Origin of the sequence: Streptomyces sp. NPDC052301, assembly GCF_044593395.1 — a bacterium.
Classification (GTDB): domain Bacteria; phylum Actinomycetota; class Actinomycetes; order Streptomycetales; family Streptomycetaceae; genus Streptomyces.
The window spans coordinates 528,857-544,691 of record NZ_JBIUBE010000003.1 but is presented as its reverse complement, the minus strand read 5'-3'; the positions used below and the strand labels follow the sequence as shown (position 1 = coordinate 544,691).

Here is a 15,835-nt window from a genome sequence, read left to right as displayed (position 1 = left end):
GGGCAGGTTGCGCTACTCCGCCTGAGACCCGGCGGAACGGCCGCGCACGACGGCGAAGCCCGCCGCTGCCAGGCCCAGCACGCCGACGACCAGCCCGGCGATGCCGAGACCGCGGGCGGTCGAGGAGGCGGCGTCGGTGATGGTGCCGTCGTCGGTCTTGACGGGCGTCTTGAGCTTGGTGTTGGTGACCTGGGCGGTCCAGCCGTCCTGCGGATGGACCAGGACGCCGAGGACGGGGTGGTCGGTGGGCAGGAAGACCTGGACCTTGGTGGCGGAGGCGTTGTCCTCCTCGTTGAGGACACGGAAAGTCAGCACACCGTAGGTGGCGCCCTTGGCGTAGCTCTCGGGGTGGACGGTGACGTGCGCGGAGGCGACGCCTGCCGCAGCGAGGAGTCCCGCGGCGGACAGGGCGGTCACGGCGCCCGCGCGGCGCAGGGTGGTGCGGGTCCTGGACATGAGGTGAGGGATCTCCGTACGGAAGAAGGGATGTCGGGTTCGGATCGCGTACGACATCCCCATCGGCGGCCCCCGCCGGTGAACGGCGTACCTCAGCCGTACCTGCCGCATCACCCACGGCTCGCCGGCGGCCCTACGCACAAGCCTCGGCGCGGCCGGTGCGCGCCACGCCCCGCCGGCCACCTGCCACCAGGCGGCAAGGCCCGGCACCAACGCGACCGCCCACCGCAGCAGCGACCACAGCGCCGCCTCACCCGCCGCAGCCACCAGGTCGCGACGGGTCCTACCCGCACGGCAACCCCCTCGACCCGCTCCTGGGCGCCGACCCCAAGCGCGCCGACGACGCTGGAGCGGGCGACGGAGACCCGTCCCAGCCGGTACGGCCCGGGCGGGTCGGTCGGCGAGGGAGGGAAGACCGGCCCGCCCGGGAGATCAGGGCTGCGTGTCGGCTACAGGCCCACGTCGCGGCTGCGGATGTCCTCCAGGGATTCCCGTCGGACGAGGAGGCGGGCGAAGCCGTCGCGCACGGCGGCCACCGGCGGGCGGCCGACCAGGTTGTAACCGGAGGCCATGGACAGGTGGTAGGCGCCGGCCACGGGTACGGCGAGCAAGTCGCCGGGGCGGGTGTCTGCGGGGAGATCGGCGTCAGCGGCCAGGACGTCCCCGGCCTCGCAGTGCCGGCCGACCACGGTCACGCGGGCCGGGACCGCGGCGCTGTGCCGACCCACCAGTCGCGGCGCATATCGCTCGCCGTACAGCGCCGGGCGCGGGTTGTCGCTCATGCCACCGTCGACGGCTACGAAGACGTGGTCGCCCGTGTGCTTCACCGACAGGACGCGGTACAGGGCGACCCCTGCCGGGCCCGCGATGGCCCGGCCCGGCTCGATGATCAGGCGGGGTACCGAAAGTCCTGCGGTGGCGCAGGCGTCGGCGAGTTCCGCGCGGACCTTGCGGGCAAGTTCCGTCAAGTCCAACGCCTCCTCGCCGGGGCGGTAGGCGATGCCGTGGCCGCCACCGAGGTCGAATTCCGGCAGGATCAGGCCGTGCTGCTCGTGCAGCCGTGCCATCAGCCCGACCATCCGGCGTACGGCCACCAGGTAGGGCTTGGCGCTGACGATCTGAGAGCCCAAGTGACAGTGGAGCCCGGTGAGTTCGAGCTGCGGCTGGTCGAGAATGCGGGCGATGGCATGCTGGGCGTACCCGTCGGAGATGGACAGGCCGAACTTCTGGTCGTCCGTACCGGTGCGGATCTTCTCGTGACCGCCCGCGCTGATCCCGGGCACCACCCGCACCATCACCTTCTGGTGGCCGTCCGGGCCGACGGCGGCGGCCAGACGCGCGATCTCCGAGGGGCTGTCGATGACGATCCGGCCGACGCCCAGGCGCAGGGCGGTGTCCAGGTCGCGCGGGGACTTGGCGTTGCCGTGCAGCACGATCCGCTCGGCCGGAAAGCCGGTTGCGACGGCGAGTTCGAGTTCGCCGGCCGAGCAGACGTCGAGGCCCAGGCCCTCCTCGTCCATCCAATGGGCCATGGCCCGGCACAAGAACGCCTTGGCGGCGTAGAGGACTTCGGCGTCCGGGAAGGCATCCCGGTAGGTACGGCAGCGGTCGCGGACCTCGGCCTCGTCCAGGACGTAGACGGGGGTGCCGAAGCGGTCGGCCAGTTCGGCGAGCGATACGCCGCCGACGGTGAGGTCGCCGTGGGCGGACTCGGTGGTCGAGGCGGGCCACACCGACAGATCGGTGAACCTGCTGGTCGCGGTGGGTTCGTGAACCGTGGTCATCGTGGCTTTCCCTCTCAGGCGATCCTTGCGATCCGCAGCGCGGGAATCTCGTGGGCGACCGGTGTGGGGGCCAGGGCGGTGAACTGCGGGTCCACCGTGACGGCGGTGACGCCGAGCGGGGCGGTCAGGGCACGGAGGGCGGGCTCGGCGAGCCGGATCCACGCCTGATCGGGGCCGAGAGTGGCAGTCAGCCGGCACTCGGAGGTGAAGCCGACAGCGGTCCGCTCGCCGAGCGGGGTTCGAAAGAGCCGGGCGGCACATCCGCAAAGACCCGGCCGGACCGGGACGTACAAGGGTCCGGCCGGGAAGGGATCGGAGGGCTCGGGGTCTTCGCCGTACAGAGGTTCTGCCATGGGGTGCCTCCCGAAAGGGCAGGGAGCGAGGGATGTGGGCTGCCCCGGACGCGGGGAGGCGGACCGGGGCTCGCTGTCGACGTTATGCCCGGTGTCCCCGGGTTCCGGGCATGCCCTGACGGGACGCTGACGACGATCGGGGCGACCTTGACGGGATGCTGACGCCCAGCTCAGGGGGCACGGAAAAGGTCGTCAGAAGGGCGCCAAGAACTGACGTGCGGACTGTTCGAAAGCCCCGGTGCCGAGGTGGGATGGAAGCGGTTCCCAGGAGAATCGCCGACCGTGAACCCTTCCGTCGGCGTGTGCAGAACGGTGAATGGCATGTCCGAGTAGCGCCCGCCCTCAGCCGCCCGCGTCGTGGTGGGGGTGAGCGGCTCACCGGGCAGCCTCACCGCGCTGGGCCGGGCGGCCGAGGAGGCCCGGCGCCGAGGAGCCGAGCTGTGGCCGGTGCTGGCCTGGGAGCCGCCGGGCGGGGACCCGACCGCCCGCAGGTCCCCGGCCGCGACCGCCCTCGTTCCGGAATGGGAGCGGCTGGCGCGGGAAAGGTTTTTCGGGGCGCTGCATGAGGTGTTCGGCGGCGTGGACACCGGTCTGCCCGGTCAGGCGCTCGTCGCACGGGGCGCCCCGGGTCCGGTGCTCGTGCGGATCGCAGATCGGGATGACGACCTCCTGGTGGTCGGTGCCGGACGGCGGGGTCGGCTGCACCGGGCGCTGTGGCCGTCGGTCGGCCGCTACTGCCTCGCCCGCGCCGCCTGTCCCGTCCTCGCGGTGCCGCCGTCGCCGCTGCAGGCCGCGCTGGCGGCCGTGCACCGTCGCAACATCTGGCGGCTGCGCCTGGACACCGGGGACATGCGGAGGGAGTTCGAGACGGTGCCGCCCGGCGCCTGATGTGTGCTCAGGTGGCGGCCGCCGCCGGTAGGTCCGGCTGTTCCGGTCGGGGGCCCGTTGCCGTCGGCAGGGCGAGCACCATGGTGAGGCCGCCGCCGGGCGTGTCCTCGGCGTGCAACGTGCCGCCGAGGGCCTCGGTGAAGCCCCGGGCGACCGCGAGGCCGAGGCCGACTCCGACACCGCGGGGCGCATCGCCGTACCGCTGGAAGGGTTCGAAGATGCGGTCCTTGGCCTCGTCCGGGACGCCGGGGCCGCGGTCCACGACCCGTACCTCGACCCGGTCGGCGAGGGCGCTCGCGGAGATCAGGACCCGCTCGTCCGGGGGGCTGTACTTGACGGCGTTCTCGACGACGTTGGCGACGGCCCGCTCGAGCAGCCCTCGGTCGACGTGGACCATGGGCAGGGTCTCGGGGATGTCCAGGTCCACGCACTCCTCCGGGTTGGGGACCCCGCCGAGCGCCATGGGCACGACCTCGTCCAGGTCGGTCTCGCGGATGATCGGGGTGACCGTGCCGGTCTGCAGGCGGGACATGTCGAGCAGGTTCCCGACGAGGTGGTCGAGACGGTCTGCGCCCTCCTCGGTGGCCTGCAGCAGTTCCGCCCGGTCCTGTTCGGACCACTCGACGTCGTCCGACCTGAGCGAGGTCACCGCGGCCTTGATACCGGCCAGCGGGGTGCGCAGGTCGTGGCTGACGGCCGCCAGCAGGGCCGTGCGGATGCGGTTGCCCTCGGCCAGTTCCTTGGCCCGGTCGGCCTCGCTCTGGAGGCGCTGGCGGTCCAGGACCACGGCGGCCTGCGCGGCGAAAGCGGCCAGCACCCGGCGGTCGGCGGCGGGCAGCACCCGGCCGCGCAGGGACAGGGCCATGTGGTCGCCGACGGGGACGTCGACGTCGGCGTCCTCCGGGATCTCGGCCGGCTGGGGTCCCACGCTGCCGGCGCAGGTCCAGGGAGCGGTCTCGCCGGAGCGCTCCAGCAGGGCCACCGACTCCATGCCGAAGGTCTCGCGGACCCGCTCCAGCAGCGCCTCCAGCGTGGTCTCGCCGCGCAGGACGTTGCCCGCGAGGAAGGAGAGGATCTCCGACTCTGCGCGCAGCCGGGATGCCTGGTGGGTGCGCCGGGCGGCGAGGTCCACGACCGAGGCCACGGACACGGCTACCCCGACGAAGATCGCGATGGCGACGATGTTCTTCGGGTCGGCGATCGTCAGGGTGTGGACGGGTGGGGTGAAGTACCAGTTGAGCAGCAGGGAGCCCACGACCGCCGAGGCCAGCGCCGGGAACAGGCCGCCGAGCAGGGCCGCCGCCACCGTCAGGGTGAGGAACAGCAGCATGTCGTTGGCGAGGCCGACGTCGGGAGTGGCGCTGGTGAGCAGCCATGTGAGCAGGGCGGGGCCCAGCACGCCCACGGCCCAGCCCCAGATGAGCCGGGAGCGTCCGAGGCGGGCGCCCCGGGCGACGGGCAGTCCGCGGCCCTTGCCCGCCTCGTCGTGGGTGATGAGGTGGACGTCGAGGTCGGGGCCGGAGTCCCGGGCGACCGTGGCGCCGACCCCGGGTCCGAAGACGTACTGCCAACTGCGTCGGCGGGAAACTCCGAGGACGATCTGGGTGGCGTTCACGCCCCGGGCGAAGTCCAGCAGCGCGACGGGTATGTCGTCGCCCACGACGTGGTGGAAGGTGCCGCCGAGGTCCTCGACCAGGGTGCGCTGGTCGGCGAGTTCCTTCGGGGAGGCGGCGGTGAGGCCGTCGCTGCGGGAGATGTAGACGGCGAGGACTTCTCCGCCGGCGCCCTTCTCCGCCAGGCGGGACGCACGCCGTATCAGGGTGCGCCCTTCGGGGCCGCCGGTGAGGCCGACCACGATCCGCTCACGTGAGCCCCAGATGGTCGAGACGCGGTGCTCGCGGCGGTACTCGTTCAGATACTCGTCGACCCGGTCGGCCACCCACAGCAGGGCCAACTCCCGCAGCGCCGTCAGGTTTCCGGGCCGGAAGTAATTGGACAGGGCCGCGTCGACCTTGTCCGATTTGTAAATGTTGCCGTGGGCCATGCGGCGGCGCAGGGCCTGCGGGGACATGTCGACCAGTTCGATCTGGTCGGCCCGCCGTACGACCTCGTCCGGCACGGTCTCCTGCTGCCGGATGCCGGTGATCGACTCGACCACGTCGCCGAGGGACTCCAGGTGCTGGATGTTGACCGTGGAGATCACGTCGATGCCGGCGGCGAGCAGTTCCTCGATGTCCTGCCAGCGCTTGGCGTTGCGCGAGCCGGGGATGTTGCTGTGCGCCAGTTCGTCCACGAGGACGACGGCAGGGGCGCGCCGCAGTACGGCGTCGACGTCCATCTCGGTGAAGACGCCGCCCCGGTACTCGATCTCCTTGCGCGGCACCTGCTCCAGGCCGTGGAGCATCACCTCCGTACGCGGCCGGTGGTGATGTTCCACGAAGGCCACGGCACAGTCGGTGCCCCGCTCGATACGGCGGTGTGCCTCGGACAGCATCGCGTAGGTCTTGCCGACGCCGGGTGCCGCGCCGAGGTAGATCCGGAGCTTGCCGCGTGCCATGTCATCCTTCGAAGCGGTAGCCCATGCCGGGCTCGGTGATCAGATAGCGGGGGTGAGAGGGGTCCGTCTCCAGTTTGCGGCGGAGCTGGGCCATGTAGACGCGCAGGTAGTTGGTCTTGTTGCTCTGCGAGACCCCCCAGACCTCCTGGAGCAGCTGCTTCTGCGTGATCAGCCGGCCGGGGTTGGTCACCAGGATCTCCAGCAGGTGCCATTCGGTCGGAGTCAGCCGGACGTCCTTCCCCTCCCGAAGAACCTTCTTGGCGAGCAGGTCGATGCTGAAGTGCTCCGTCTCGACCAGCGTCGTCTCGGGAACCAGCGGGGTGTCCTCGGTACGGCGGACCGCGGCGCGCAGCCGGGCGAGCAGCTCGTTCATGCTGAACGGCTTGGTGACGTAGTCGTCGGCGCCGGCGTCGAGCGCGGCGACCTTCTCGTCGGACGCCTGGCGGGCGGACAGAACCATGATCGGTACGCGGGTCCAGCCACGCAGTGCCTTGATGATGTCGACGCCGTCCATGTCGGGCAGGCCCAGGTCGAGCAGGACGACATCGGGCTGGCGCGCGGCGGCGAGCCGGAGGGCCGTGGCACCGTCCGGGGCGGCATCCACGCCGTAGTGGCGTGCCTGCAAGTTGATGACGAGGGCCCGCACGAGCTGCGGGTCGTCCTCCACCACTAGCACCCTGGTCATGGGTGTGTGCCTCTCCTGTCATGCGTCGGGCCGTGGGCGCGGGAAGCGGGGCGGCCGACTTCACGGCTGCGGGAGCCGGCGGAACCGGGATGCCTCCCGGACCGCCGACTCCCGTAGGGATCGCGTAAGGCCGTCACTTCTTCGCTGCGAGGTCCTTGAGCGCGATGTTGAGTTCCAGGACGTTCACCCGGGGCTCGCCCATGAAGCCCAGGGTCCGGCCCTCGGTGTGGTCCTTGACCAGCTTCTCCACCGCGGAGACGGACAGACCGTTCTTCGCGGCGACCCGGTGGACCTGGAGTTCGGCGTAGGCCGGGGAGATCGCCGGGTCCAGGCCGGAGCCGGAGGAGGTCACCGCGTCCGCGGGTACCTCCGACGGCTTGACGGTGTAGCCGGGCACCGAGTTGTCCTTCACGACGGCGTCCCTGGCGGCGAGCACCTGGGCGCAGAGCGTGCCGTCGTCGGGCTTGTCGGGGCACTTGCCGTTCACGGCGCCGCTGTCGGCGGACAGGTTGGTGGCACCGGACAGGATCAACTTGTACTGCGTGTTGACGCTGTTGGCGCCGAGGCCGTTGGCCGGGCGGCCCTGGAACCACTTCAGGTCCGGGTCCGGGGTCTGCTGCCCCTTCTTCAGCGGCAGGTTGTACGACTGCCCGATCAGCGACGAGCCGACGACCTTGCCGTCCGCCTTGATCTCGGAACCGTTCGCCTTGTCGTGGAACAGCCCCTGGGCGATGCCGGTGACCACCAGCGGGTAGATGACACCGGTCACCAGCGTCAGCACCAGGAGGGCCCGGAGGCCCGCCCAGAGCAACCGGGCGGTGTTCGTTACGGAGTTGTTCATGGCGATCAGCCGATTCCGGGGATGAGGGAGATGAGCAGGTCGATGATCTTGATGCCGATGAAGGGGGCGATCAGGCCGCCGATGCCGTAGATCCCGAGGTTGCGGCGGAGCATCCTGTCGGCGCTCATCGGCCGGTAGCGCACGCCCTTCAGGGACAGCGGCACCAGCGCGATGATGATCAGCGCGTTGAAGACGACCGCGGACAGGATCGCGGAGTCGGGCGAGGACAGGTGCATGATGTTGAGCTTGTCCAGGCCCGGGTAGACCGCCGCGAACAGCGCCGGGATGATCGCGAAGTACTTCGCGACGTCGTTGGCGATGGAGAAGGTCGTCAACGCGCCGCGTGTGATCAGCAGCTGCTTGCCGATCTCCACGATCTCGATGAGCTTGGTCGGGTTGGAGTCGAGGTCGACCATGTTGCCGGCCTCCTTGGCGGCCGACGTCCCGGTGTTCATCGCCACGCCGACGTCCGCCTGCGCGAGCGCCGGGGCGTCGTTGGTGCCGTCACCGGTCATCGCGACCAGCTTGCCGCCGGCCTGCTCCCGCTTGATGAGGGCCATCTTGTCCTCGGGAGTGGCCTCGGCGAGGAAGTCGTCGACGCCCGCCTCCTCGGCGATCGCCTCCGCGGTCAGCGGGTTGTCACCCGTGATCATGACCGTCTTGATGCCCATGCGGCGCAGTTCCTCGAACCGCTCCCGCATGCCCTCCTTGACGACGTCCTTCAGATAGATGACACCCAGCACCCGGGCGCCCCTGTCGTCCTTGACGGCGACCAGCAGAGGCGTGCCGCCCGCCTCGGAGATCCGGTTGGCTATCGCGTCGGCGTCCTTGGCGACCGTGCCGCCCTGCTCCTCGACCCAGGCGATGACCGAGGCGGTGGCGCCCTTGCGGATCTTCCGGCCGTCGACGTCCACACCCGACATGCGGGTCTGGGCGGTGAACTCGATCCACTCGGCGCCGACCAGCTCGCCCTGGTGCCGCTCGCGCAGCCCGTACTTCTCCTTGGCCAGGACGACGATCGAGCGGCCCTCGGGCGTCTCGTCGGCCAGCGAGGACAGTTGGGCGGCGTCCGCGACCTCGGCCTCGGTGGTGCCCTTGACCGGCACGAACTCGGCGGCCTGGCGGTTGCCGAGGGTGATGGTGCCGGTCTTGTCCAGCAGCAGGGTGGAGACGTCGCCGGCGGCCTCGACCGCCCGGCCCGACATGGCCAGCACGTTGCGCTGCACCAGGCGGTCCATGCCGGCGATGCCGATGGCGGAGAGCAGGGCGCCGATCGTGGTCGGGATCAGGCAGACCAGCAGGGCGACCAGCACGACCATGGTCAGGTGCGTGCCCGCGAAGGTGGCGAACGGCGGCAGGGTGGCCACCGCGAGCAGGAAGACGATGGTCAACGACGCCAGCAGGATGTTCAGCGCGATCTCGTTCGGCGTCTTCTGCCGGGCGGCGCCCTCGACCAGGTTGATCATCCGGTCGATGAAGGTCTCACCGGGCTTCGTCGTGATCTTGATGACGAGCCGGTCGGAGAGGACCTTCGTACCGCCCGTGACGGCGCACCGGTCGCCGCCGGACTCGCGGATGACCGGGGCGGACTCGCCGGTGATGGCCGACTCGTCCACCGAGGCGACACCCTCGACGACGTCACCGTCGCCGGGGATGATGTCGCCGGCCTCGCAGACCACCAGGTCGCCGATGGTCAGCGCGGTGCCGGGGACCTGCTCCTCGGAGCCGTCCTCGAGGAGCCGGCGGGCGACGGTGTCGGTCTTGGCCTTGCGCAGGGTGTCGGCCTGGGCCTTGCCCCGGCCCTCGGCGACCGCCTCCGCGAGGTTGGCGAAGATCACGGTCAGCCACAGCCAGGCACTGATGGTCCAGCCGAACCAGTCACTCGCGTGCTGGAAGGAGAAGACCGTGGTCAGGATGGATCCGATCCACACCACGAACATCACGGGCGACTTGACCATCACCCGCGGATCGAGCTTGCGGAACGCCTCCGGCAGGGACTTCAGAAGCTGTTTGGGGTCGAAGAGGCCCGCTCCGACACGGCCCTCGTCGGGCTTGTGCCCAGTGGGGACGTCGCTGTGCGGTGCCCGGGTGGGAGTGGCTGTGGACATCGAGTCCTCTTGCTTGTCTATGCCAGTGGTCATGACGCCAGCCCCTCGGCGAGCGGACCCAGCGCCAGGGCCGGGAAGTAGGTCAGACCGGTGATGATCAGGATCGCGCCCACCAGCAGGCCGGTGAACAGCGGCTTCTCGGTGCGCAGGGTGCCCGCCGTGACCGGGACCGGCGTCTGCTCGGCGAGCGAGCCGGCCAGTGCCAGGACGAAGATCATGGGCAGGAAGCGGCCGAGCAGCATCGCGAGTCCGGTCATGGTGTTGTACCAGTCGGTGTTCGCGTTCAGGCCGGCGAAGGCCGAGCCGTTGTTGTTCGACGCGGAGGTGAACGCGTACAACACCTCGGAGAAGCCGTGTGCGCCGGAGTTGAGCATCGAGTGCGGCGGGGTCGGCAGCGCCATGGAGGCCGCTGTGAAGACCAGCACCAGCGCCGGGGTGACGAGGATGTAGCAGGCGGCGAGCTTCATCTCGCGGCCGCCGATCTTCTTGCCCAGGTACTCGGGCGTACGGCCGACCATCAGGCCGGCGATGAACACCGCGATGACCGCCATGATCAGCATGCCGTACAGGCCGGAGCCGGTACCGCCGGGCGCGATCTCGCCCAGCATCATGCCCAGCATCGCGATGCCGCCGCCGAGGCCGGTGAAGGAGGAGTGGAAGGAGTCCACCGCACCGGTCGAGGTCAGAGTCGTGGACACCGCGAAGATCGAGGAGGCTCCGACGCCGAACCGGGTCTCCTTGCCCTCCATCGCGCCGCCCGCGGCCTGCAGCGCCGGGCCGTGATGGGCGAACTCGGTCCACATCATCAGCGCGGTGAAGCCCAGCCAGATGGTGAACATCGTGGCGAGGATCGCGTACCCCTGCTTCACCGAGCCGACCATCACGCCGAAGGTGCGGGTCAGGGAGAACGGGATGACGAGGATCAGGAAGATCTCGAAGAGGTTCGTGAACGGGGTGGGATTCTCGAAGGGGTGGGCGGAGTTGGCGTTGAAGTAGCCGCCGCCGTTGGTGCCCACCTCCTTGATGGCCTCCTGCGAGGCGACCGCGCCGCCGTTCCACGCTTGCGAGCCGCCCATGAACTGGCCGACCTCGTGGATGCCGGAGAAGTTCTGGATGGCACCGCAGGCGACCAGGATCACCGCGGCGACGGCTGCCATCGGCACCAGGATGCGCAGCGTGCCGCGCACCAGGTCGGACCAGAAGTTGCCCAGCTCACCGGTGCGCGAGCGCGCGAAACCGCGCACCAGCGCCACCGCGACGGCTATACCCACCGCGGCGGAGACGAAGTTCTGCACGGCCAGACCGGCGGTCTGCACGACGTGCCCCATGGTCTGCTCGCCGTAGTACGACTGCCAGTTGGTGTTCGTCACGAACGACACGGCCGTGTTGAACGACTGCGCCGGGTTGACCGACGAGAAGCCCATCGACCCGGGCAGCACGCCCTGCAGCCGCTGCAGCAGGTACAGGAAGAGGACGCTGACGGCGGAGAAGGCCAGCACACCGCGCAGGTAGGCGGGCCAGGTCATCTCGGCGTCGGGGTTGGCACCGATGGCCTTGTAGATCCACTTCTCCACCCGCAGGTGCTTCTTCGAGGAGTAGACCTTGGCCATGTAATTGCCAAGCGGGATGTAGGCGAGCGCCAGTGCCCCTATGAGGGCGAGCAGCTGGAGCAAGCCTGCGAGGACGGGACTCATGTCGCCCGCTGCGGAGGCAGCTGATGTCACAGTCAGAACCTCTCCGGGAAGATCAGGGCGAGGACGAGATAGCCCAGCAGGGCGACGGCCACGACCAGGCCGACTACGTTTTCGACGGTCACAGCTTCGTCACCCCCTTGGCGACAAGGGCCACCAGCGCGAAACCCGCGAGCACGGTGACGACGAAGGCCAGATCGGCCATCGCGAACTCCTGGAGTGAGGTTCGGTTGAATCGGACGATTAGAGGAAAGCGCCTCTCTGGCCGGTTCTGGTCGCCCGTTGACGACCCTCTTACGGCGGACCCGGAACCTTTGACGGGACTCATACGACTCCTGGCTCGTACCGGTAAGCAGGAGTCGGTGACAGTAGGTGACCCAGCTCACGGCAGCCGGAAGCGCAGCCGGCAGATCACCGCGTCCGTCTCCCACCGCACTGCCTGCGCGACGACCGCACCCCGCTGGTTCTGCAGCAGCCGCTGCCACAGCCGCTCCGGCTCGGTCTCCGGGATCAGCACGGTGACGCGGGTGCCGGGCTCGGCGGCGGCCAGCTCACGGACGTACGCGGCGATGGGACGGCCCAGACTGCGCCGCTCGCAGGACAGCCGCACCAGCTCCACCCCCGGATCCCACTCCGCCCAGGAACGCTCAAGCGCGTGCAGAGGCGCCCGATCCTCCGGGTCGGGACAGCAGACGGTCACCGCGCGGACCTCGTCGCCGAGGGAGGCGGCCGCGGTCAGCGCCTCCGAGGTCAGCCGGGACAGCGAGGACACCGGCACGACCACCAGCGAACGGTCGCGGCGGGGCGCCTTTGGGATCCGGCCCGAGCCGCTCGCCGATCCGGCCGTAGGCGCGGTGCACGATCTCGAAGGCGGCCACCAGCAGCGGCAGAGCGATGACGATCAGCCACCCCCCCTCGGTGAACTTGCTCGCCGTGACGACGACGGCGGCGAGCCCGGTGAGGACGGCCCCGAACCCGTTGAGCAGCGCCTTCCCGCGCCGGCCAACGCCCTTTTCGAGCCGCCAGTGCCGGACCATGCCGACCTGGGCGATCGTGAAGCCGACGAAGACACCGATGGCGAACATCGGCACCAGGGTGTTGGTGTCACCGCCGGAGAAGACCAGCAGCGCGGCCGAGACCACGGCGAGCGCCAGGACACCGTGCCGGTGCACCTGACGGTCGGCCTTCAGCGCGAAGACATGCGGCGCGTAGTTGTCCCGGGCGAGCAGCTTCAGCAGCACCGGCAGCCCGCCGAAGGACGTGTTCGCCGACAGTGCCAGCAGGATCATCATCGCGAACTGGATGACATGGAAAGCCCAGTTGTGGCCGAGCGCGGCGTCCGCCAGCTGGGCGAGGACCGTGACACCCTCGACCGGCTGGAGGTGGAAGCGGCCGATCAGCACCGACAGGCCGACCAGCATCAGGCCCAGTACGGCACCGAGGGCGACCTCCGCGCGCTGAGCCCGGCGCACCCGCGGCACCCGGAAGGAGGGCACGGCATTGGCGATGGCCTCCACGCCGGTCAGCGCGGCACACCCGGAAGCGAAAGCTTTCAGCAGAAGGAGCGCGCCCACGGAGGAGGCGTTGTCGGCGAGGACCGAGGCGTGTCCGGCCGCGGTCGCCGTGCTCACGGGACGGGAACGGAACAGCCCCACGCCGATGAGGACGAAGATCGAGCCGACGAACACGACGGTCGGCACGATGAACGCCTTCGCCGACTCCACGATCCCGCGCAGATTGACGCCCGTGATCAACGCGAGCACCGCAAGGCACAGCCACAGCCGGTCGCCGTAGAGAGAAGGGAAGGCGGACGTCAGCGCCGCCACGCCCGCCGTGACGGCGACCGCGACGTTGAGCACGTAGTCCAGCACCAGCGAGGCGGCCGCCACCAGGCTGGTCCGCGCACCCAGATGCGTCTTCGCCACGGCATACGGCCCGCCGCCGTCCGGGAAGGCCGCGATCACCTGCCGGTACGACGCCACGAGCACCGCGAGCAGGGCCGCGATGGCCAGCGTCACCGGCATCGTGGAGCCCAGCCCGTGCGCGCCCGCGGCGGCGAGAACGAGGACGATCGCCTCGACCGCAGCTCCCGGAGCCCGACGGCGAAACCCTCGCACTCCCGGTCCTGGAGGCCCAGGACGATCTCGGCAACGAGGACGACGACCGCGGCGGCGCCTACGGCACCCATCCGGATGGCACCTGCACCGACGGGAGCCTCAGTGGGCGTCCGTCCCTTCATCCGGACGCGAGCAGTCTGCGGGTCCGCATCACCTGGCTGCGGGGCGGCGGGGAAACGGCGTACGACATGACGCTGGGTGTCCGGCAATGAAGGCGCAGCAGGCGACACGCTCGGCCTTAACGCGGTCTTGACGCGTGAGGCGGACATACATGTGGGCCCATACGTCACTCCTTGCTTACGCTGGTGCCGCCGTCCGCGTGACGGCCCGAACCCCACGCTGAGCCGCACATCAGGAGAGCACGTCCATGGCCACCACCGACCACCCTCCCAGTACCAGCCGCCTGCGCACGTGGATGCTGGAGGGCCTGTCCGACATGGGCAAGCACGGCGGCCACACCGGCCCGCACGCCGAGCCCGAGCCGCCGCACAAGGGCCAGCGCTGGTACCGGGTGATGTGCCTGACCGGTGTCGACTACTTCTCCACCCTCGGCTACCAGCCCGGCATCGCCGCCCTGGCGGCCGGCCTGCTCTCCCCGATCGCCACGCTGGTCCTCGTCGTGGTCACCCTGGCCGGAGCCCTTCCCGTCTACCGCAGGGTGGCCGAGGAGAGCCCGCACGGCGAGGGCTCCATCGCCATGCTGGAACAGCTGCTGTCCTTCTGGAAGGGCAAGCTGTTCGTGCTGACGCTGCTGGGCTTCGCGGCGACGGACTTCCTGATCACCATCACCCTGTCCGCCGCGGACGCCTCCACCCACCTCATCGAGAACCCGCACCTGACGAACGTGCTGCACGGCCAGCAGATGCTGATCACGCTGCTGCTGGTGGCGCTGCTGGGCGCGGTGTTCCTCAAGGGCTTCCTGGAGGCGATCGGTGTCGCCGTCGCCCTGGTCGTGGTCTATCTCGCCCTGAACGCCGTCGTCGTGGTCGTCGGCTTCTGGCACGTCCTGACCGCCGGGCACGTGGTCACCGACTGGACCAGCGCCCTGACCACCCAGCACGGCAACGTCCTCGCCATGATCGGCGTGTCCCTGCTGGTCTTCCCCAAGCTCGCCCTCGGCTTGTCCGGCTTCGAGACCGGCGTCGCCGTCATGCCCCACGTCCAGGGCGACCCCGACGACACCGAGGACAACCCCAAGGGCCGCATCCGGGACACCAAGAAGCTGCTGACGGCCGCCGCGCTCATCATGAGCGTGTTCCTCATCGCCACCGCCTTCATCACCGCGGTGCTGATCCCGGCGAACGAGTTCAAGACGGGTGGCCAGGCCAACGGCCGTGCACTCGCCTATCTCGCCCACGAGTACCTGGGCAACGCCTTCGGCACGGTCTACGACCTCTCGACCATCGCCATCCTGTGGTTCGCCGGCGCCTCCGCGATGGCCGGCCTGCTCAATCTCATGCCGCGTTACCTGCCGCGCTACGGCATGGCCCCGCACTGGGCGCGGGCGGTACGCCCGATGGTGATCGTCTTCACGCTGGTCGCCTTCCTGGTGACCTGGATCTTCGACGCCAACGTCGACGCGCAGGGCGGGGCGTACGCCACCGGTGTACTGGTCCTGATGTCCTCCGCGGCCATCGCCGTGACCATCGCCGCCCGCCGCGCCGCCCAGCGCGGGTGGACCATCGGCTTCGCGGTCGTCTCGGCCGTCCTGCTCTACGTGACCGTGGCGAACGTCATCGAGCGCCCGGACGGTGTGAAGATCGGCGCCTGCTTCATCGTCGGCATCATTCTCATCTCCCTGGCCTCCCGGCTGGCCCGCGCCTTCGAGCTGCGCGTGACCCATGTCGAGCTGGACGACATGGCGGAACGATTCATCCGCGACATCGCCAGCCGGAAGATCCGGTTCATCGCCAACGAGCCGGGCCGGCGGGACAAGGCCCAGTACCGCGACAAGGTCGAACAGATACGGGCCGACAACGACATGCCCGAGCAGGAGGACTTCGTCTTCGTCGAGGTCACGGTCACCGACCCCTCCGAGTTCGAGGCCGGCCTGACCGTACGGGGCGAGGTCCTGCACAACCGCTATCGCGTGCTGACGGTCGAGTCCTCCTCCATCCCCAACGCCCTCGCCGCGCTCCTCCTCCACGTCCGGGACATGACGGGCTGCACCCCGCACATCTACTTCGAGTGGACCGAGGGCAACCCCTTCGCCAACTTCCTCCGCTTCTTCCTCTTCGGCCAGGGCGAGGTCGCCCCCGTCACCCGCGAGGTCCTGCGCGAGGCGGAACCGAACCGGGAGCGACGCCCCCGCGTTCACACCGGCTGACGCAGACGGCGGCATCAGGATCCCGTCAA

Annotated in this window: 11 protein-coding genes and 1 pseudogene; 2 read left to right on the top strand and 10 right to left on the bottom strand. The window is 70.0% G+C overall.

Annotation, left to right across the window (positions count from 1 at the left end; translation table 11 throughout):
- Window positions 1-12 precede the first annotated feature (12 nt).
- The 3 genes from ACIHEJ_RS09675 to ACIHEJ_RS09665 form a co-directional block, all read right to left on the bottom strand.
- Window positions 13-456 carry a DUF1775 domain-containing protein gene (locus ACIHEJ_RS09675; protein ID WP_400133618.1) on the bottom strand — a complete coding sequence of 148 codons (444 nt, stop codon included), beginning with the start codon at window positions 454-456 and terminating at the stop codon, window positions 13-15.
- Window positions 457-905: 449 nt separating this feature from the next.
- Window positions 906-2,240, bottom strand: a complete 1,335-nt coding sequence (lysA, locus tag ACIHEJ_RS09670) for a diaminopimelate decarboxylase (protein ID WP_400133616.1) — start codon at window positions 2,238-2,240, stop codon at window positions 906-908.
- Between the two features lie 14 nt (window positions 2,241-2,254).
- A complete protein-coding gene (locus ACIHEJ_RS09665; protein WP_400133614.1) occupies window positions 2,255-2,593 on the bottom strand; it encodes an SAV_915 family protein in 339 nt (112 codons plus the stop codon).
- A gap of 366 nt (window positions 2,594-2,959) precedes the next feature.
- On the opposite strand from ACIHEJ_RS09665, the gene ACIHEJ_RS09660 reads away from it, so the two are divergent.
- Window positions 2,960-3,481 (top strand): universal stress protein, encoded by a 522-nt coding sequence (locus ACIHEJ_RS09660; protein ID WP_400133612.1) that lies wholly within the window; start codon window positions 2,960-2,962, stop codon window positions 3,479-3,481.
- A 7-nt stretch (window positions 3,482-3,488) separates the two neighbouring features.
- Here the strand turns inward: ACIHEJ_RS09660 and ACIHEJ_RS09655 are convergent, their stop codons facing one another.
- The 7 genes and pseudogenes from ACIHEJ_RS09655 to ACIHEJ_RS09625 all read right to left on the bottom strand — a co-directional run.
- The gene (locus tag ACIHEJ_RS09655; RefSeq protein ID WP_400133610.1) at window positions 3,489-6,038 is read right to left on the bottom strand and encodes a DUF4118 domain-containing protein; all 2,550 of its coding nucleotides are present in this window, start codon (window positions 6,036-6,038) and stop codon (window positions 3,489-3,491) included.
- Window position 6,039: 1 nt separating this feature from the next.
- A complete protein-coding gene (locus ACIHEJ_RS09650; RefSeq protein ID WP_400133608.1) occupies window positions 6,040-6,723 on the bottom strand; it encodes a response regulator in 684 nt (227 codons plus the stop codon).
- Window positions 6,724-6,856: 133 nt separating this feature from the next.
- A complete protein-coding gene (locus ACIHEJ_RS09645; protein ID WP_400133606.1) occupies window positions 6,857-7,564 on the bottom strand; it encodes a potassium-transporting ATPase subunit C in 708 nt (235 codons plus the stop codon).
- Window positions 7,565-7,569: 5 nt separating this feature from the next.
- Window positions 7,570-9,705, bottom strand: coding sequence for a potassium-transporting ATPase subunit KdpB (gene kdpB, locus ACIHEJ_RS09640; protein ID WP_400133604.1), 2,136 nt, complete (start codon window positions 9,703-9,705; stop codon window positions 7,570-7,572).
- A complete protein-coding gene (kdpA, locus tag ACIHEJ_RS09635) occupies window positions 9,702-11,366 on the bottom strand; it encodes a potassium-transporting ATPase subunit KdpA (protein WP_400133602.1) in 1,665 nt (554 codons plus the stop codon). The genes kdpB and kdpA overlap by 4 nt, the downstream gene beginning before the upstream one ends.
- Window positions 11,367-11,398: 32 nt before the next feature.
- A complete protein-coding gene (gene kdpF / locus ACIHEJ_RS09630) occupies window positions 11,399-11,488 on the bottom strand; it encodes a K(+)-transporting ATPase subunit F (RefSeq protein ID WP_037770757.1) in 90 nt (29 codons plus the stop codon).
- 257 nt (window positions 11,489-11,745) lie between these two features.
- Window positions 11,746-13,441 (bottom strand): annotated as a pseudogene (locus tag ACIHEJ_RS09625) (APC family permease); the annotation flags it as partial.
- A gap of 406 nt (window positions 13,442-13,847) precedes the next feature.
- Here ACIHEJ_RS09625 and ACIHEJ_RS09620 point away from each other — a divergent pair.
- Window positions 13,848-15,806 (top strand): amino acid transporter, encoded by a 1,959-nt coding sequence (locus tag ACIHEJ_RS09620; protein WP_400133599.1) that lies wholly within the window; start codon window positions 13,848-13,850, stop codon window positions 15,804-15,806.
- The last annotated feature ends 29 nt before the right edge of the window (window positions 15,807-15,835 follow it).

What these genes read in the sequence shown, in the direction of transcription:
- ACIHEJ_RS09675 (WP_400133618.1), bottom strand. Translation starts at nt 456, where the DNA reads ATGTCCAGGACCCGCACCACCCTGCGCCGCGCGGGCGCCGTGACCGCC.
- lysA (WP_400133616.1), bottom strand. Translation starts at nt 2,240, where the DNA reads ATGACCACGGTTCACGAACCCACCGCGACCAGCAGGTTCACCGATCTG.
- ACIHEJ_RS09665 (WP_400133614.1), bottom strand. Translation starts at nt 2,593, where the DNA reads ATGGCAGAACCTCTGTACGGCGAAGACCCCGAGCCCTCCGATCCCTTC.
- ACIHEJ_RS09655 (WP_400133610.1), bottom strand. Translation starts at nt 6,038, where the DNA reads ATGGCACGCGGCAAGCTCCGGATCTACCTCGGCGCGGCACCCGGCGTC.
- ACIHEJ_RS09650 (WP_400133608.1), bottom strand. Translation starts at nt 6,723, where the DNA reads ATGACCAGGGTGCTAGTGGTGGAGGACGACCCGCAGCTCGTGCGGGCC.
- ACIHEJ_RS09645 (WP_400133606.1), bottom strand. Translation starts at nt 7,564, where the DNA reads ATGAACAACTCCGTAACGAACACCGCCCGGTTGCTCTGGGCGGGCCTC.
- kdpB (WP_400133604.1), bottom strand. Translation starts at nt 9,705, where the DNA reads ATGACCACTGGCATAGACAAGCAAGAGGACTCGATGTCCACAGCCACT.
- kdpA (WP_400133602.1), bottom strand. Translation starts at nt 11,366, where the DNA reads ATGAGTCCCGTCCTCGCAGGCTTGCTCCAGCTGCTCGCCCTCATAGGG.
- ACIHEJ_RS09620 (WP_400133599.1), top strand. Translation starts at nt 13,848, where the DNA reads ATGGCCACCACCGACCACCCTCCCAGTACCAGCCGCCTGCGCACGTGG.